This is a genomic window from Chryseobacterium sp. Marseille-Q8038 (assembly GCF_965111995.1).
Genome location: NZ_CBCOPN010000001.1, coordinates 257,568 through 274,253 on the forward strand (window position 1 = coordinate 257,568; position 16,686 = coordinate 274,253).

20 protein-coding genes are annotated in these 16,686 nt (G+C 34.5%); 5 read left to right on the plus strand and 15 right to left on the minus strand.

Going from position 1 to position 16,686, the window contains the following annotated elements; genetic code table 11:
- Positions 1-166 precede the first annotated feature (166 nt).
- Positions 167-2,077 (plus strand): amidohydrolase, encoded by a 1,911-nt coding sequence (locus ACWPWS_RS01160; RefSeq protein WP_454045213.1) that lies wholly within the window; start codon positions 167-169, stop codon positions 2,075-2,077.
- Positions 2,078-2,167: 90 nt separating this feature from the next.
- On the opposite strand, the gene ACWPWS_RS01165 is transcribed toward ACWPWS_RS01160, so the two are convergent.
- The 13 genes from ACWPWS_RS01165 to ACWPWS_RS01225 all read right to left on the minus strand — a co-directional run bounded on the left by ACWPWS_RS01165 (position 2,168) and on the right by ACWPWS_RS01225 (position 11,518).
- Positions 2,168-2,677 (minus strand): AAA family ATPase, encoded by a 510-nt coding sequence (locus ACWPWS_RS01165; protein WP_454045214.1) that lies wholly within the window; start codon positions 2,675-2,677, stop codon positions 2,168-2,170.
- A 196-nt stretch (positions 2,678-2,873) separates the two neighbouring features.
- Positions 2,874-3,722 (minus strand): hypothetical protein, encoded by an 849-nt coding sequence (locus tag ACWPWS_RS01170; protein WP_209783817.1) that lies wholly within the window; start codon positions 3,720-3,722, stop codon positions 2,874-2,876.
- Entirely contained in the window at positions 3,722-4,303 is a 582-nt protein-coding gene (locus ACWPWS_RS01175) for a hypothetical protein (RefSeq protein WP_209783818.1), read from the minus strand. The genes ACWPWS_RS01170 and ACWPWS_RS01175 overlap by 1 nt, the downstream gene beginning before the upstream one ends.
- A 127-nt stretch (positions 4,304-4,430) precedes the next feature.
- Positions 4,431-4,757, minus strand: coding sequence for a hypothetical protein (locus ACWPWS_RS01180; protein WP_309512393.1), 327 nt, complete (start codon positions 4,755-4,757; stop codon positions 4,431-4,433).
- A 19-nt stretch (positions 4,758-4,776) separates the two neighbouring features.
- Entirely contained in the window at positions 4,777-5,103 is a 327-nt protein-coding gene (locus ACWPWS_RS01185) for a hypothetical protein (protein ID WP_454045215.1), read from the minus strand.
- A gap of 19 nt (positions 5,104-5,122) precedes the next feature.
- On the minus strand, positions 5,123-5,440 hold the full coding sequence (locus ACWPWS_RS01190; RefSeq protein ID WP_309512391.1) for a hypothetical protein: 318 nt from the start codon (positions 5,438-5,440) through the stop codon (positions 5,123-5,125).
- Positions 5,441-5,509: 69 nt separating this feature from the next.
- A complete protein-coding gene (locus ACWPWS_RS01195) occupies positions 5,510-6,763 on the minus strand; it encodes an alpha/beta fold hydrolase (protein WP_454045216.1) in 1,254 nt (417 codons plus the stop codon).
- A 10-nt stretch (positions 6,764-6,773) separates the two neighbouring features.
- Positions 6,774-7,088, minus strand: a complete 315-nt coding sequence (locus tag ACWPWS_RS01200) for a DUF1648 domain-containing protein (RefSeq protein ID WP_454045217.1) — start codon at positions 7,086-7,088, stop codon at positions 6,774-6,776.
- Between the two features lie 26 nt (positions 7,089-7,114).
- Positions 7,115-8,017 carry a sporulation-delaying protein SdpB family protein gene (locus ACWPWS_RS01205; protein WP_454045218.1) on the minus strand — a complete coding sequence of 301 codons (903 nt, stop codon included), beginning with the start codon at positions 8,015-8,017 and terminating at the stop codon, positions 7,115-7,117.
- Positions 8,005-8,577, minus strand: coding sequence for an SdpA family antimicrobial peptide system protein (locus tag ACWPWS_RS01210; protein WP_209783825.1), 573 nt, complete (start codon positions 8,575-8,577; stop codon positions 8,005-8,007). The genes ACWPWS_RS01205 and ACWPWS_RS01210 overlap by 13 nt, the downstream gene beginning before the upstream one ends.
- A complete protein-coding gene (locus ACWPWS_RS01215) occupies positions 8,561-9,397 on the minus strand; it encodes a hypothetical protein (RefSeq protein WP_454045219.1) in 837 nt (278 codons plus the stop codon). The genes ACWPWS_RS01210 and ACWPWS_RS01215 overlap by 17 nt, the downstream gene beginning before the upstream one ends.
- Before the next feature lie 349 nt (positions 9,398-9,746).
- The gene (locus ACWPWS_RS01220) at positions 9,747-10,292 is read right to left on the minus strand and encodes a DUF3575 domain-containing protein (RefSeq protein ID WP_454045220.1); all 546 of its coding nucleotides are present in this window, start codon (positions 10,290-10,292) and stop codon (positions 9,747-9,749) included.
- An 89-nt stretch (positions 10,293-10,381) separates the two neighbouring features.
- A complete protein-coding gene (locus ACWPWS_RS01225) occupies positions 10,382-11,518 on the minus strand; it encodes a helix-turn-helix domain-containing protein (protein WP_454045221.1) in 1,137 nt (378 codons plus the stop codon).
- Positions 11,519-11,819: 301 nt separating this feature from the next.
- Here ACWPWS_RS01225 and ACWPWS_RS01230 point away from each other — a divergent pair, with 301 nt between their 5' ends.
- The 4 genes from ACWPWS_RS01230 to ACWPWS_RS01245 all read left to right on the plus strand — a co-directional run bounded on the left by ACWPWS_RS01230 (position 11,820) and on the right by ACWPWS_RS01245 (position 15,911).
- Positions 11,820-12,644, plus strand: a complete 825-nt coding sequence (locus ACWPWS_RS01230; protein WP_454045222.1) for a helix-turn-helix domain-containing protein — start codon at positions 11,820-11,822, stop codon at positions 12,642-12,644.
- A 76-nt stretch (positions 12,645-12,720) separates the two neighbouring features.
- Positions 12,721-14,019, plus strand: a complete 1,299-nt coding sequence (locus ACWPWS_RS01235) for a serine hydrolase domain-containing protein (RefSeq protein ID WP_454045223.1) — start codon at positions 12,721-12,723, stop codon at positions 14,017-14,019.
- A gap of 167 nt (positions 14,020-14,186) precedes the next feature.
- Positions 14,187-14,858: a hypothetical protein gene (locus ACWPWS_RS01240; protein WP_454045224.1), complete on the plus strand. Its 672-nt coding sequence runs from the start codon at positions 14,187-14,189 to the stop codon at positions 14,856-14,858.
- Between the two features lie 414 nt (positions 14,859-15,272).
- A complete protein-coding gene (locus ACWPWS_RS01245; protein WP_454045225.1) occupies positions 15,273-15,911 on the plus strand; it encodes a hypothetical protein in 639 nt (212 codons plus the stop codon).
- A 226-nt stretch (positions 15,912-16,137) separates the two neighbouring features.
- Here ACWPWS_RS01245 and ACWPWS_RS01250 read toward each other — a convergent pair whose 3' ends face one another.
- Positions 16,138-16,308 (minus strand): lmo0937 family membrane protein, encoded by a 171-nt coding sequence (locus ACWPWS_RS01250; protein ID WP_454045226.1) that lies wholly within the window; start codon positions 16,306-16,308, stop codon positions 16,138-16,140.
- Between the two features lie 55 nt (positions 16,309-16,363).
- On the minus strand, positions 16,364-16,681 hold the full coding sequence (locus ACWPWS_RS01255) for a hypothetical protein (RefSeq protein ID WP_209783834.1): 318 nt from the start codon (positions 16,679-16,681) through the stop codon (positions 16,364-16,366).
- Between the last annotated feature and the right edge of the window lie 5 nt (positions 16,682-16,686).

The window sequence follows — 16,686 nt, forward strand, 5'->3', positions numbered from 1 at the left end:
TGTACTTGAGTATAATATTCTAAAAACAATCCTTGTTTATTTCAATCATATCATAAGCCTCATCCAATGAAGGGCTTATATTTCTATGTACATCACGATAAAGTATAATTAAAAATCGATACAAACAGAATTAAACTTACACACACTTTTAAACCCAATTATTCTTATGGAAAAATCACACTCACACACGCATGGCTGCACGCATTGCTCTTGCCACAATCCTGTTCTAGATGTTCTTAAAGAAGAAATCTTCAGTGCAGAAAATATGACAAAAATAAATCCGGGTTCCGGAAAAGCAACCCACGAAAAACCACAAACTCTGATGATCAGCGGAGGAACCATCCGTCCTATGATTGGAGGATCTACAGACACCGTTCCTTCTGTTGGGATTGCGGATGGAAAAGTTGTGGTAACCGGTACAAAAGATCAGGTAGAAGCATATATGAAAGAGAAGTATCAGGAATTTCAAAGAAGAGAACTGATCGGTACCCAAACTTTACTTCCAGGTCTGATAGAACCCCATGTTCATATGGTTCCTACGGCAATGATGCATGGCTGGCTGGATCTGAGCCCTTTTGAAGGACAGAATTTAAAAGCTGTATACGATTTGGCATCTGTGGGAACAATCATCAACAATCACATTCCTAAAATTCCCGGAGCTGTTATTTTAGGAAGAGGATTAGATCCTTCGTTAATGCCTTTTGAAGATAAAAATGGTAAAAAAGAGCTAATAACGATTGATAATGTAATACTCGATACGATTAATCATGATACCCCAATGATGCTGTTAAGTGCTTCTATGCATACTCTTTATCTGAATACCAAAGCACTGGAGTATGTGTTTAAACATAATTCTGATATCAGTGACGAGTATAAAACTGTTGACAAGTATATCAGTGAAACCAAAGGCCAATTGCAGGAAGGTTTACAGATGACTCCTGCATTGAAAACGGTAAAACTGCAGATCATTGCGATGAGCATAGAGATTAACAGGTATCTTACCAATCTTTTCAATACAGCCAATTCAAGAGGAGTTACTTTTATGTATGATGCGGGTCTGAATAAGGGTTCAGAAGTACTTTTAACCAAATATTTTGAGACTCACCCTGAATGGGTAAGAACAGGTGGGGCATATCTTTGTTCCAATCAGGCAGATGTAGATAATCTTGACCCTTATCAAGAACCGGAACACTATAAACCTGTATACTACGGACATATTAAAGTGGTTTCAGATGGTTCCAACCAAGGACTCACCGGTTATCAGAGCGCTCCGTACCTGTGTGATCCCGCTAATAATACAGGGGTATTTAATTTTCCGCAGACAGGTATTCCTGCCCATACAATTCCGCCAAGCTATAATACATTAATCAATACGGTGGTGGCTGTAAAAGGCTGGCCGCTAATGGTTCACGCCAATGGAGATCAGGCCGTAACATTTGCTATCAATGCTTATCAGCGTAGTCTTGCTCAATATAAAGGCCGTGAGCTTCGTAACCGTATAGAACACTGTTCGCTGCTGACAGCCGATCAAATTACCAATATGCTTCAGATGGGAGTTTCTCCAAGTTTCCTTATCGGGCATGTAGGCTATTGGGGATATGCTTTTAAGGAAGTGATCTTTGGTGAGAAAGCGCAGATGCTTGACCTTTGCGGATCAACGCTTGCCGCTGGTATGAGAATTACCCTTCATAGCGATAATGAGGTAAGCCCGTTAGGTCCTTTAAGAATGATGGAACAGTCGATTACCAGAATCATGGAAAAAAATCCAACGGAGATTGAAGTGTTAAACAGCGCTGAGCGTCTTACCCCAGAGCAGGCTTTGATTGCGGTTACTTATGATGCTGCCTGGCAGTGTTATGCGGATAAATGGGTAGGGTCGTTAGAGGAAGGATACTTTGCAGACTTTGTTATCCTGGATCAGGATCCTCTTTCATTAAATACCCCATCGTTACAATATATGAAAATGAGAGATATTCCGGTATTGGAAACGTGGGTAGGCGGTATCCCTGTATATGTGAATGATAAGGCTGCAAAAACAGTAACTGAAAAAGATATGCTCTTTTCAGATAATTCATAATCTGTTCTGAAAACAATTTAAATAATTGCAATCAATACCCGATCAGAGTAGATTATTTCTGCTCTGATTTTTTTGATAGGTCATAATTTATCATGAAATTTTAGCAAGCACCTGATCTCTCCGTTTCGATAATATGCCACTTACTTTGACTGCTTCTATTCCAAAATCATCAATCCAATCGTGGAGTACATCATTAACCTGATTTCTAAGTTTGGGAAAGTCTATCTCATGCTCATGGATCAGATCCGGTTCTTCAATAGGAACAAATACAAAAAGATCAATTTCGGAAATCATGGCCTGGGCTTTTTCAAAAAGAGGCTTAATATTTCGGTGCGGATCAAGAATATGAAGATAAGCTAAGATATCAATGAAACATCTGTCAAATAGTACATCGTTACCGCTTTGGGAAATAAGTTGTACGGAATAATTAAACTGCTCAACGAAGTCTTCTGCATTAGGTTCTTCTGAAAATTCAAAACCTGAAGATTCCATTTGATAATAAGGTTCTGTTTCCAATGTATATCCGGGAAGGTTTTCCAGAAGTTCTTCTGCTAATGTGGTTTTACCAACTTGGTGAGCACCGAATATTGCAATTCTCATATTTCAGTCTGTGTTCAGGATTTCTGATGAATGATTTCTAGTTTCCATTGGCTGACCTCCTAATTTTCCATTTAAATCCAAATATAGGTAAAAAAGAAGGCTAATCCTTCGATGGGTTTTGAAAATATTCCAATACATCATCTTTACCATAAAAAATCCGTTTCACCACTGAAACGGATTTTTTTAATCAGTAAGATTAAGACTGAGTAGGTTTTTCATTGTTAAAAGAAAACAGTAAAGTCAGATTCCAAATGATCATTATGGAACTGAAAAAATACAGATTTAATATAAATGCTATTCCCACATGCATCAAAATCGTTAAATATATCCAGTATTTTGAAATTTTTGGCTGCCATACAAAAAAAGGATAAGTCAGCTCTAAAATAACGGTTAACAGTCCAAAAACAGTTAATAAGATAGGAAAATGTCCTAGAAATGTAATGTCATATGTATTAGTAGCGAAAGGTAAATTAATGGCCTTCCATATGTTTTCTCCATTCCACCAGTTGGTGCCAATGATCTTATCAAAACCTGCAAAAAAGTATACGATTGATACATGAATTTGAAATAATCGTTTAAAAGGAGATAATGCTATTGATGACAAATCACGAGGAATGATGGCTAGATAAAAAAGAGACATGCTGGTGAAAAAATCCACGCCATAAGCATAATAAGAGTTACTCTTTACGAGAGCAATTTGTAAAAGAAGAACAACAAGTGCTGATAGGTTTTGTTTGTAGCCTAATAACAACGTACCTAAAGCAGCCAGAAAAAGTATTTTAAATGATAGAATTGTCGTATCAGGGGCAATCCCCATTGTATCAAAAAAAATAATGATTTTGGGTAAATTTATTAAGTAATCCGGAACAAAAATATCCGTTACATTATACCCGATTACCCCTTCATTTACTGAATATAGATTTTTGAAATCAGGTAATATGGATACAAAATGAATGATGATGAGTAAAGATACCGCAATTCTGAAAAAGGTAAGCCAGAAATTGTTATTTTGCTGGGTAAAGAAAAAAGTATAAATTCTGTCCATTATTTAGTATAGGTCATTTCATTAGTTAAAAATAATTCTGTCTTATTCTTGCCTTTTACATAGTCCTGTAATGTTGGGTAGTTGTAAAGATATACCTTGAGATGAACCCCATACTTACCATTATATTGATTATAAATATGCTTTGACATTTCTTTCAGTACGATGTCAATATATTTATTAAACATTTCATTTTTGTCTCCCGTCAGTTTATCAAGAAATAACCTGTTTAAAGAAGTAAAACGAACGCTGGCTTCTTTGGTATTCAATTTAAATTTCTTGCTGTCAACCTTGTTTCCCTGTTTATCCAGCAGGTCGTAAATGATCACAAAATCACTGGATACATTCGTCCCAAAAAAACCATAGCCGGTCTCAAAACCCGTGTAAGAATTAAAAACTCTTAAAGGCTTAATATTATAAACAGAGGTTAGAAAATTGTTTAAAGGAGTATTCTTGTCATACTGATAATAATTGCAGACACTGTCTACTGTTGTTTTTACAGACGATAACAGGATGATTGAAATTATGGTAAAGGTAATTGTTAAATAAATCTTTTTTCTAAAAGGAAATTCTTGTTTCTTCATAATTGTATATAGAATATTCCCGAACAACAGTTTATTGGAAATTAATAAACTATTATTCGAGAATAGTAAAAAAAACCTTATTGATAACTGATGAACAGCATAGGGTTCAAAAGCTTCAGGCTAACTACTATTTATAGTTATTAATTAAATTTTCAAGTTTTGTATTTTTTCCAGTCCCTAAACCTGTTCCAGTTCCGGTCCCAGGGCCTGATAGAATAATTCCTGTACTTGAATCTGCTGTAACCTGATTATCTAATGTTCCAGGAAAAGCTGTAGCAGATGAACCAATAACGATATTGTTTTTGTAGCCATTTAAATTCTGTATAGAAATTGAATGGTTCTTGTTTCCTGTTGTATTGTTTAGATCCTCAACTCTGCTGGAGTTTACCTGTGAAAATGAAGAGGCAACGATTACGACTAAAGCTGCTGAAAATAGGAATGTACTTTTTTTCATGTTTATTAAGTTTTAAAAATTATTTGTAATGATTAATTAAGTTTTCAAGTTTCGTGTTTTTTCCAGTTCCTAAACCAGTTCCTGTTCCTGTCCCAGGGCCTGATAGAAAATATCCTGTACTTAAATCTGTCGTAACTAGATTATCTAATGTTCCAGGCATAGCTGTAGCGGATGTACCGGTTATTATATTGTTTTTGTAACCCCTTAGATCTTTTATTGAAATTGAATGGTTCTTGTTTCCTGTTGTATTGTTTAAATCCTCAACTCTGCTGGAGTTTACCTGTGAAAATGAAGAGGCAACGATTACGACTAAAGCTGCTGAAAATAGGAATGTACTTTTTTTCATGTTTATTAAATTTTAAAGGTTATTTATAATCATTGATCAGTTTAGCGAGTTTCGTGTTTTTTCCTGTACCGGTCCCAGTACCTGGTGAAGTGCCTACTACCGCATAATTTTGGGTAACGATAACATCTGTTGTATTAACCTGATTGGTTACAATAGATCCGTCTATGACAACATTTACAATTTGCTTATGGCCTCGTAAATCTTTAACATCAACGATATGTCCTTTTTTGATAGCATTTAAATCTAGATTTTGACCTTTACTAGAGTTAGCATGGGTAAATGAAGATCCCACAATTACTGCTAAAATTGCAGAAAAGAGAATGGTACTTTTTTTCATGGTAAATAGTTATTAGTTTTACTTACTTTCAAATTTTTTGTCGCTGTTTCAGTTTGTCCGACATGCTTGTTATTTTAGAATAAAATTTTTCAAATCCGTTAAAAACACCTCATCCACTTTCCCTTTTACGGTATAGTCTTTTGGAGAAGCGATGCCGGAACCTTTAATGTATAAATGACTTAATCCCGGGTACAACTTAAATTCTGCAGAGGTATTATTTTTTAATGCAGTCTTCCAGAGCATAAAATCTTTTTCAGTTACCTGATAATCTCTGTCGCCCTGAGCAAAAAACATAGGCACTTTAATGTGCTTTACTTCTTCTAAAGGGTGGTAATTCTGCAGGTATTTCCAGTAAGCAGCCGGAATTCCCATTGGTAATTCTTCTTTAGGGGTATTTGCATTAAATGTACTGGAATTCAACACCGAAATCCCTTTCTTCAGATTCTGAATGTTTTCATCTGACACCGCTGAAGCATCAATTTTATGAAGGTATTCGAACTGGTCTAATAATAAATCTTGCAGAGGTCTTGCATTTCCGGATAAGAAAATATATTTGGAAACTTCTGCTTTAGAAGCTATTTTGGGCATCAGATAAGCTCCCAGGCTATGGCCTAAAATAATGATCTGGTATCCTTTAAAATCATTATTCTTCTTAAAATAGGTGGAAATATTGACTGCATCGTTGATTGTTTCCTGTTCAACGGTTGACTGATCATCAAAGCTTGCAGGATAAGAATAGTTTCTTTTATCATATCGGTATGACGAAATTCCATTTTTTAACAGGTATTCCGCAATATCTTTAAAAGGACTGTTTTCCCCTACCGTCTCATTTCGGTCATTCGCTCCGGAACCATGAACAAAAATGACAAGTTTTTTCTTATTGTCTTCAGTCGGCTGCAATAATGTACCCTTTAGTTCTAATCCGTCACTCTTTATTTTTAAAGTTGTTTTATCATCTTCCTTAATAAAATCTTTATGTGGCAATACATAAAAACCTATAATCTTATTATGATCAGTAAAAGTGATTTGAATATCAGGTTTTGATTTTTCAAATTCAGAATAATAGTAATAAGTATCTTGTTCATTATTGACTTCAATAACATTTTTAAATTTGCCAAACTGTCCTTCCAGTTGTCCCGGCAGAGATTTTAAAATGTCAATTGGACTTTGCTGGGCAACAGATTCATCAAAAAAATGATGCGTTTTTTCAGCATTTCCTTCAATAAATAAGGCTTGTATGAAATTACTTCCGATTTCCTTTCTACTTTGTGAATAAGTAAAAATAGAGAAGGTAAGAAGACATAAATTGAGATACTTTTTCATTCCTAAAAAATTAAAATACGGTATCTTTAAATAAGACACAAAATATTACCGTGATAATAACAGCGAGCACAACTAAAGATATCTGTATATTCTGGAAAACAGATTCTCTGTTATCATCATTAATCTCAATGGGCAGATTGAGCTTTTGCGGAATCTTAATCAAAACCCAAATGAGTAATAATAACAGAACATTCAATCCAATCGTTAAAAATAAATAAATTTTATCTCCATATCCGTCCACATGATCACCATATCCATGAATGGGTATTATTTCGGGGATACGATCATACTTATAGAGCACATAGGCTGTATAAAGTAAAACCATAAAGCACGGAATGTAGAATAATAATTTTATTTTTTTTGAAACCATTTTAATCTGAAATTTTCGTTTGTTGGATACAAATACAGAATTAATGCTGCACTAATCGAGAAGAAGAACGAAAATATTCCATGGAAAATAATGATAAAGAAATGGAATACTAAAGCCACTACCAGAATAGATAATCTGTACTTTCTGCTAGCAAATAACGCTAAAAAAAGTAACAATTCTAAAATCAGTACACCATAGGTTAAACATGTAATAAATAAAGAGTTTCCTAAAAATGGATTTAAAAAATTAAAAGTATCAGGCATCCCAAAATTGGAATGATGAAGCCAATAATAAATAGCAGTTCCATTAGCCCATTCGGGATGTGCAAATTTTCCTACAGAGGCATGGAAGTAGATGATGGCCACCTGCAGACGGATCATATACAGAAAGCAAATCGAAATAAGATTTGCTGCACGATGCTCTTCTTTTTTAGCGTCCCAGTGATTTTTCCTATTATCCAATATACAAATAGGAATGAGAAGCAAAGTCAGAATGGTAGCAATCTGATCACCTCCGTCAATTACTGCTGCAGTATGCAAAAAGCTAAAAGAAATCCACCAATGTAATATGCAGGTTATCTTTTGGAAATAACCACTGATAACGAGGGCTAAAATAATAATTGCACCCCATTTCATGAAGACCAGATCCTGATTGCCAAGCAAATAAAAAAAGTTGATTTTACTGGCAAACTCATTTTGCAAGGTGGGTATCATAAAGCTGCCAGAGACTTTACGTACAAAAATGGTATCAACCGGATTAATTAAAAGAGTTAATAGTGTTCCCAGCGCGATCAGGCTTCTTGATAAGCCCACAACATTGGTATAAGGTGCATGGGTGAAAGCAAATGCTCTCAGTTTATTTTCAATAGTGTTTAATTTTGACATGTTATTCTTACTTTAATAACTTTGGCGGGCATTCTTGTTTTATACGCTGAGTTACTCCATGCCCATGGAACGATACTATGGTAAACAATTAAATAATCTCCACACAAAATAGGTGATTTGATGAGATTCTTAATGGTAATAAACTGATCTGGAATTTTACCGTAAAGATTTTCATCATAATTCCAAGTTGTTTTAGGGAATTTCTTTTTGTCCAGCATAGTGGCAATGATTTCCACTTCCATTGTCATTTTTGATACTTTACGGGATAACCCTATAAAGTTGCTTAGGTTCGCATGTTTCTGGCTAATTTTCTCAAGTTTATTATTTTCAATTTTATAAATATAAACCTGATCTTCTTTTGCCTCCCGGGTAAAAAATGCCCAACCTTGAGGAGCATAGGTGTAAACTTGGCTTACATAGTTAAATTTATACTGAATAGGGTTAAAAGGAATACTTGAAATAAGAACAATAATAAATGAAATTATTGCAAATAAACCCAGACACACTGCTAAGGCAGTGTATCTAAGGTTTAAAAACAGGTTTTTAATTTTGTGAAGCATCAGCAATTTCTTGAACAAATAATTCAAATTTTAAATAATCCTCATTCATAACGCTTATTGATTTTCCTTTTCTAGGACTTGTTAGTTTAGGTCCCCACCAAGTAACCCCTAAGTAAATCGCAACAGCTCCCGCAACAGCAAGATTAGCTGTAACTGCAACTGTATTATGAATTGCTAAAGCTGCATAGTAAAAACATGCTACAGCCCACGAGCAAGGAATTGCTTCAACATCATAGTTTTGCGCTAAAAACTTCTGATATTTAACATTTAAATTTTTAAGATCTTCCTGACTGATTTCTCCGCCTTCTGCTACCATATTCTGTAATTCCTCATCTTGCTCAAGCTTATCCATTATAGGCTGAAACTCAGGTAAGATAATAGCTACATTTTCATAAATATGGATAGATCCATTTTTAATCGCATTTTGGATATTTGAGTTATCACCACTCAATATCTCTTTTTTGAAGTTTTCAAAATAATCGGCATCCTTCGTTTTTACACTTTTAACGAAATTGCTGAATCTCTTGTTAAATAAATCTTTTTGATCAGCAGGTGCAGCATTTACTTTTTCAACGATCTCTTTGTGAGATTCAATGTTTTTGGCAAAATCCCCATACGCAAAGAATATTCCTTCAAATAATTCTTCCCCGGAATATTCTTGGGCCATTTTTGAAGAAATACCGTTAAGGTTCTTTTCAGTTTTGGAGTTTTCGGGTGAATTCCCTAAAGCATCATCAATGCTGTTTGAGCATGAAGCTAAAAATACGTTAAGTGTAAGTAACACAGAAACCGTACGCAGATTTGTTCTGAATCTTTTCATGGTTAAATAAATTTATTAGTTTTTTTGACTGGGCAAATATAAATATTTCAGTGAATATGCAAAATGTTTATGGGAAAAATATAAGAATAGAGTATAAATTTATTTTTTGTGAACGAAATAAGTAAATGCTTTCAAGATAATAATTCCTATTTCTTATAGGATTTATTTTTGAAAGCAATGAGAATAATTTATTTTTTTGTGTTTTGATTATCAGTGAGATAAATTGCTTGAATGAACAGTTCTATAATCTACAAATCCCAACTTTCGTCAGGATTTTATGTATTCTTCATTCTTGCAATGTATCCACTGCATACAAAATTTCTGCTATCCTTTTTAAATATATTGGATATTAAAATCGATAGCCAATACTCAATCCAAGTTTTATAACCTGGTCATGGTCTGTTTTATTGGCATTGAACATCAGTTTTCCATAAGCTGCATTGGCTTCAAAAACAAATCCTTTTCTGGTAACCAGCTTCCAGCCAAGACCTGCACCCAGTGCAAGATCATAAACATCTTTATTTTCAGTGAATGTAATATTATCTGCTGCGTATATTTTTTTTCCATCAATGGAGGTGAACATTCCAAATCCTTCGACAAAGAAACCGGAAGCATATTTTTTTCCCAAATAATATCTGTAATAGGGGGAGATGAAGTAATTCATGTCTTTCTCTTTTGTATTGTCATAGACGAAAAATGCAGAGATTCCCAGTGATGATTTTTTGTTGAGGTACCGTTCAAAACCTACTTCCGCAGCACCTGATAGCGGAGAGATAAGATTCAGTTTAATTTCATTTTTTTTCTGATAAGAATTTGGAGTGGTTTCACTTTCACTTTGAGCTTGGACAGTATAAAAAGCAAACAAAATGATGAGTAGTGAAAATTTTTTTTTCATAAAAAAGGTATTTGAATTATTTGAGTGCAAAACTCATATAATCAAAATTAAAGCAGGTTTCAAAAGCTTAAGACTGGATAAAATGGTACTTATTTGATGGTGTTTTTATATTCATTGGGAGTTTGACCGGTTACTTTTTTAAAGGAATTATAGAAAGTTGTTTTTGAAGTAAACCCGGCTTCTAATCCCATTGTCAGCAAAGTATAGTTTTCATATTCCGGGTCTGATATCATTTCCTTCACAGCTTCCACCCGATATTGATTGATATAATGGGCAAAGTTATCTCCTGTTATGGTGTTTACAATTTGTGAAAGATACCCTGCGCTTATCCCTAGTTTTTCGGCAACTTTTTCTCTGTTTAATGTACTGTCGGTATAAATGTGCTCTTCTTTGCAAAGAAGTTCCAGTTTTTGAAAATACAGATTATCTGCTGTAATAGATTCCTTATACTCTTGCGGGGTGCTATTATGTACCACTGGCAGATGGGGATACAAAACAGCGGTATCATTATTGAGTAAATTATAGATGGCATCTTTGTTTTTGGCCAGTTTATATTTGTAAATACCAATATACGCTGTCCAATGAATGATGAATGTAGCAAATAAAGCTATGACACGCATCGTTGAAGAAATATCATAGTCAAAAAATAAGCCGGATAGAGCGGTAATAAGCCAAACAAACAGCACAGAAGAAACAATCGTCAAAAAGGTAAGTATCCATTTTTTTTCCTGTGAATCTTTTAAATGTTTTATCATAAAATAAGAGTAAATGGGAAGGAATGGAATGAATGTAATGGCTAAAAAAAATTGAATCAGACTCAATATTTGGATGATAACCATGCCTGACTCAGACAAGGTATAAACTCCTGCAACATGATCAAGATCGTTGATAATATTAAGGACAGCAGAAAAGGCAAATGGGATAAAACACAAATATTTTTTTTGTTTGTATTTTCTGGTATAATCAATCCGGTTTATGATAAACAGGAATAAGAAAGCAGGCATTAGAAATACCCAATTGATATTGTCTGTAAAATGTAGAAGAGGATAGGAGGCAAATACATGACGAAGCTCAAAAACATAATTCAGTAAAATAATTGAAAGCGTAAATAGTAAATAGGCTAAATATTTATTGGAATTGCTATTGAACAGGGAAGACTTTAAAATAACTAAGCCTAAGATGAATCCCTGGAAAACTGCAATGTTTAAAAGTGTTGTATAAATCAATTTTTTATAAAAGGTGTTTTCAAGATTTGCTTTGGCATATCATGGTAATTATTGTTTAAATATAGCTCTTTCGTATGAATTGTTTGACTTTTTGTGAACTTTCTTGTTGGTGTATCTAACCAATTGTTAATAGATTTTGAATCTATTTTAGTTATATGTGTTTCATAATTAATATTTTATCAATATCTGTTTTGTTTTGAATGCTATTGAGCATTTTAGTATGTAGCTTTCCTTCTATAATCCATGAAAAAAGATAATGGCTAATTGAGCTGGATTCCCATAAATTTAAAAGCCAAAAAGGATGACCATAAAAATCTATAGACCTGAAAACCCTGTACTCAAAAAATATATTGAATGCTTTTATATCCTTGAGCAAACCTCTGAAGAACCCTCAGCTACTTATTTTACCTTTCCGAGCATCTATACCATTGTCACGGCTAGTGAGAACACGGAAACTTTGGTCACTAAAAACAAAATAACAACCAGATACTGCCGGTCCAACCCAATTGAAACCAATCTGGTAAGTGATTTTAATGAACCGGTATTGGTTAGCTATGAAGGCGTAATCAATGAAATCACGACCTATTTCAAGCCATTGGGGATCAATGCTTTTATACCGAATAATTTGAGAGATTATTCCGAGGGAAGTTTTCCGGATTTTAGTCCGTACGAGGATTATAAAGAAACCATGGCAAATATTCTTTCCTTAAAAGATCACACTGAAAAAATCAGGGCGATAGAATTGTACTGGCTTTCAAAATTTCATCCGTTTGAAAATGTTTTGCTGGCTGAGGTACTGACTGAAATGTTCGATGCCAGTAACATCAATCAATCTATGACGAAATTGTCTTATACAACGGGTCGGTCACGAACAACGATCAACAAGCATTTCGATCAGCATATTTGTAAAAGACCTTCGCAGTTCAAAAAAATCATCAGATTCAGGGCAGCTATTCAAAGCCAGCTTGACGACAAAAATAGAGTAGGGCTGTCTTATAGTGTAGATTATTTTGATCAGTCACACATGATCAGGGATTTTAAAAAATTAACAGGTTTTACGCCAAAAGTTTTTTTTTCAAAAATAACAACACTTGAAAAAGATCTCATAAAATGGATGTTTATTTAGCAGGGTTTACAAAAATACAATGATGATGATTGATTATGTAGTAACATTGCAGCTTAATCATGTCATTCAATAGTTTATGAAGCCAATCCTACTATTACTTTTATTCCCAATTCTTATTTTCGGACAGAAAAATGTGTCAGAAAACCTTGCAAAATATATGCAGGCTCAGGTTGAAATAAATAATTTTAGCGGAACTGTTCTTGTGTCGAAAGATGGTCGTATTTTACTAAAAAAAGCCTATGGTTTGGCTGATTACGAATGGAATATCAAAAACACCATAGATACTAAATTTCAATTGGCCTCAGTAACAAAACAATTTACCGCCACCGCTATACTTCTATTGATTGAAAGAGGAAAACTGTCCCTTGATGATAAACTGAGTACATTTTTACCGGATTATCCCAAAGCCGATAGTGTTACGATCCATATGTTGTTATCACATACCTCAGGGCTGGCTATGGGTTTTAAAGAAATAGCCTTAAGCTCGATGGACAAGGATGCTGCCTATGCCGAAATAAAGAAAATCCCTTATGAGTTCTCTCCAGGAACTCAAAGCGGATACAGTAATATAGGCTATTATTTGTTGGCTAAGATCATTGAAAAAGTCTCAGGGGAGAAGTATGCTGTTTTCTTAAGGAAGAATATATTTGAAAAGGCAGGAATGAAGAATACGGGCGTTAGTAATAACGAATCGATCGTTGAAAAAAAAGCAAAGGCTTATTATCGTACAGAAAGCGGGCTTATTCATAATCCTCATATCAACTGGGAGATTAATGTAGGCCATGATGGTGTTTATTCTACTGTTGAAGATCTGGCCTTGTGGGATAAGGCTTTATATGGAACTGAGATTCTTTCTGCTCAGATGAAAAAACTTATGTTTACGCCCTATGGTGATGAAAACTGGGGCTATGGCTTTATCATCAATCCGTTTTACAATCACGGGCATCAATTAATAGCTCATGATGGTGGCTTTTTTGGGACAATGACTTCTTTTAACCGCTTTACAGACGACAAAATTTTTGTGACCGTACTTTCTAATAATGAATCATTTTCCTATATTATAAGTTATGGACTTTCCGCCATTGCATTGGGAAAAAAGGTTGAGCTTCCTTACAAACATCACCGGGTTGAAATAGATCCCAATTTATATGATCAATATACCGGTAAGTATGATAAAATTGACATATTGAAAATTGACGGTAAACTTTATTTTAACAATGCTGATATGGAACTCATCCCGGAATCTAAAACCAAATTTTTCAGAGCAGATAATAATGACAGAACAGTTGAATTTATTCAGGACAACACAGGTCTTTACAATTCTATAATTCTGACAAAAGGTGGAGTGAAAGAAGTGGTAAGAAGGAGTAAATAGTCAAAATGGTCTTGATAAGTAAGGAATATAAGTAATCTGTGTTTTACAATAATCTCTGGTTTATGGGTATAAGAAGTAGAATTAACATTTTTATAAAATAGAATCGGACCCAGCCAGCTGTATGATGTCATATTTTTTCTATATTTAGAGGAAGTATATTAAAGACAATGCCGATAAACCTAATACCTCCGGATGGAGGCATGTTATATAAAGAAACAGACATGACTCAGTTCTTCCCTGAGCCATTAAATGCAATAACTGCCCTATTATTTTTAGCCATAGCCATTTTCTGGACCCTTAAAATAAAGGATCATTTTAAGGAACATCCTTTTTTAACCTACTGTCTGGTTTTATTATATATTGGCGCTATTGGGGGAACTGTTTATCATTCATTCAGACAATGGTCGGTATTTATCATGATGGATTGGCTGCCCATTATGGTATTATGCCTGTCAGCCGGATTTTATTTTGTAGCCCAGAGTACCCGATGGTATTATGCTGTTGTAATGGTTCTGGGATATGTAGCACTTATGTTTACTTTGAGAAACTGGATTTTGGTAGATAACCCTTCTCTCTTTATCAACGTCAATTATGCAATCATGGCCTCATTGGTCGTTTTCTCGGTCATAAGGTATTTGATATATACCCATTGGAAAGCTGGTAAATGGGTAGGTTTTGCTGTCTTGTCGTTTGTTTTTGCATTGACCTTCCGTATCGTTGATAAATGGGAATGGTTGAGTTTTGGAACGCACTTTTTATGGCATACGTTCGGGGCAATAGCAACGTTTTGTATGTTTAATTATATTTATCTTACGCGGAATGTAATTAGGAATGCGTAAGTTTTTTAGATCTTCATCAGATCATCACTGAAATTCTTTTTAACGCAAAGTTTATTGATAATTTCGTGGTATTGTAAGTGATCTAAGGGCTTCGACTTCGTCGCTGATAAGCGATAAGCTTATCCATACGCTTCAGTGAATCAACAAAGTTGATTCTATACTTTGCGCTCTTGAAAATCATCAGTTTCAGAAATAAAAATCTTTGTGTCAAAATATCATCAGTATATTATCTTTTTATTCATTAAACTCCTTAAAATTAGGGATTTCCCATCCTAATTTATATTTGTAAGTTAGTGCCGCAAAAAATAGTACAGGATAAAAATATACAGAACGATTCTGATGAAAAAGGATTCGTATTGTTTTATTCTTCACTGTTTTAAAAAAATTATACACCCAAAAACTAAATTTATTACAATGAAGAAGACACTGATTATTCTATCAATGGGCGCTTTGCTTGCTGCCTGCAACAAAAAGACTGAACAGAAAACAGATGCAGCTAAGGATACTGTCGCCATAGGAAATACTACAGCCGCAGAAAAATCTCCGGGAGAAACTACTCAATTTGACATCAACTCTGTGCCGGTTTCCACCGCTGAAGTGGGGGATTTTCCATTTTTCAGTTTTCCCAAAGGACTGGAATTCCAAAACAAACCAGTACAAAGAAGCTTTGACATGCTGTATTTTCCACTTAACGGCGTAATGACACCCATAGAAGGAAAAGTATGGAAAACATATGTAATCAACGGGAAAAGTAATAAGGAAGAATGGTCATTGCCATACTTTTTGAAAAGCTATGATGATGCTATTACAAAAGCAGGTGGTGTAAAAATATTTGATGGTAAAGTTTCTCAGCCAGAGCTTGACAGGATAAAAGAAGATGCCAAATACTTTGGCGAAGAAGGTTCTATAGATTATTGGAATGAACCCGTAAAAGTATATGTCATCAGAAGAACAAATGGCGATGATATTTATATTCAGCTCTATGGAAATACGGCTACCGGAGCCATACAGATTCTACAGAAAGCCCCGGTTGAGCAAGGCGCAAAATTGTAAAGTCAAGATGGTGAAAAAATAAGGTAGATCCTTTAACAATTGAGACTTTCAGTTTGTTTTGTTTAAAAATCCCAACGAAAAGTTGGGATTTTTTTGTTTTAAATTCTGCAACGGAAAGCCTCCTGATTTTAAGCTGATGAAATAAGGTTTTTTTCTTTGAACTTGCCCCGAAGTCGGGAGACTTCGGAGAGCAGGGTAGATCATTTTCTACTCTGATTTTTTTGTTTTAATTAAGCGGTTTTCTGCCCGTAAAAATATTAATCAGAACGACAATAATGGCAACAACCAAAAGTGTGTGCATTAAACTGCCAGTGTCCATACCGGGAATTATACCAAGCATTCCCAGAAGCCAGACGGCGATGCAGATTACTGCAACAAGCCATAATAAATTTCTCATAATATTATTTTTTGTGGTTAGTGTTGTGGTGTAGTGTATATCCGGAGGCTTCGCTTTATTGATGCCTCAAACCTTTATGATGATATTGCGTGCTTTTATGATCGGTTTTATAGTTTGAATAAGCATTATCAGTGTGAGTACTGTAATTTTTATTGGAATACTGATCATTCTCTAACTGAGGCAGGGAATAATGAAACGCCTTGCCATTCTTATAAAGTTTATTATCGTAAGTACGGTAAATCTGATTCTCTTTATAAGTGTTTCCATCAGGAGCAAGATAAATGTTGTTTTTCTTGCTTTTTTTTCGCAGGCCCAGATAAAGCAAAGAACTTCCTGCTGCAAGAGCCAATGTAATTTTTACTATATTGTTCATACGAT

Bases quoted from the DNA above. Each gene is read 5' to 3' on its own strand.
- ACWPWS_RS01185 (WP_454045215.1), bottom strand. From the start codon at position 5,103: ATGAAAAAAAGTACATTCCTATTTTCAGCAGCTTTAGTCGTAATCGTT.
- ACWPWS_RS01170 (WP_209783817.1), bottom strand. From the start codon at position 3,722: ATGGACAGAATTTATACTTTTTTCTTTACCCAGCAAAATAACAATTTC.
- ACWPWS_RS01215 (WP_454045219.1), bottom strand. From the start codon at position 9,397: ATGAAAAGATTCAGAACAAATCTGCGTACGGTTTCTGTGTTACTTACA.
- ACWPWS_RS01175 (WP_209783818.1), bottom strand. From the start codon at position 4,303: ATGAAGAAACAAGAATTTCCTTTTAGAAAAAAGATTTATTTAACAATT.
- ACWPWS_RS01240 (WP_454045224.1), top strand. From the start codon at position 14,187: ATGCCGATAAACCTAATACCTCCGGATGGAGGCATGTTATATAAAGAA.
- ACWPWS_RS01200 (WP_454045217.1), bottom strand. From the start codon at position 7,088: ATGGTTTTACTTTATACAGCCTATGTGCTCTATAAGTATGATCGTATC.
- ACWPWS_RS01230 (WP_454045222.1), top strand. From the start codon at position 11,820: ATGACCATAAAAATCTATAGACCTGAAAACCCTGTACTCAAAAAATAT.
- ACWPWS_RS01195 (WP_454045216.1), bottom strand. From the start codon at position 6,763: ATGAAAAAGTATCTCAATTTATGTCTTCTTACCTTCTCTATTTTTACT.
- ACWPWS_RS01210 (WP_209783825.1), bottom strand. From the start codon at position 8,577: ATGCTTCACAAAATTAAAAACCTGTTTTTAAACCTTAGATACACTGCC.
- ACWPWS_RS01235 (WP_454045223.1), top strand. From the start codon at position 12,721: ATGAAGCCAATCCTACTATTACTTTTATTCCCAATTCTTATTTTCGGA.
- ACWPWS_RS01250 (WP_454045226.1), bottom strand. From the start codon at position 16,308: ATGAGAAATTTATTATGGCTTGTTGCAGTAATCTGCATCGCCGTCTGG.
- ACWPWS_RS01245 (WP_454045225.1), top strand. From the start codon at position 15,273: ATGAAGAAGACACTGATTATTCTATCAATGGGCGCTTTGCTTGCTGCC.
- ACWPWS_RS01190 (WP_309512391.1), bottom strand. From the start codon at position 5,440: ATGAAAAAAAGTACCATTCTCTTTTCTGCAATTTTAGCAGTAATTGTG.
- ACWPWS_RS01180 (WP_309512393.1), bottom strand. From the start codon at position 4,757: ATGAAAAAAAGTACATTCCTATTTTCAGCAGCTTTAGTCGTAATCGTT.
- ACWPWS_RS01160 (WP_454045213.1), top strand. From the start codon at position 167: ATGGAAAAATCACACTCACACACGCATGGCTGCACGCATTGCTCTTGC.
- ACWPWS_RS01220 (WP_454045220.1), bottom strand. From the start codon at position 10,292: ATGAAAAAAAAATTTTCACTACTCATCATTTTGTTTGCTTTTTATACT.
- ACWPWS_RS01205 (WP_454045218.1), bottom strand. From the start codon at position 8,017: ATGTCAAAATTAAACACTATTGAAAATAAACTGAGAGCATTTGCTTTC.
- ACWPWS_RS01165 (WP_454045214.1), bottom strand. From the start codon at position 2,677: ATGAGAATTGCAATATTCGGTGCTCACCAAGTTGGTAAAACCACATTA.
- ACWPWS_RS01255 (WP_209783834.1), bottom strand. From the start codon at position 16,681: ATGAACAATATAGTAAAAATTACATTGGCTCTTGCAGCAGGAAGTTCT.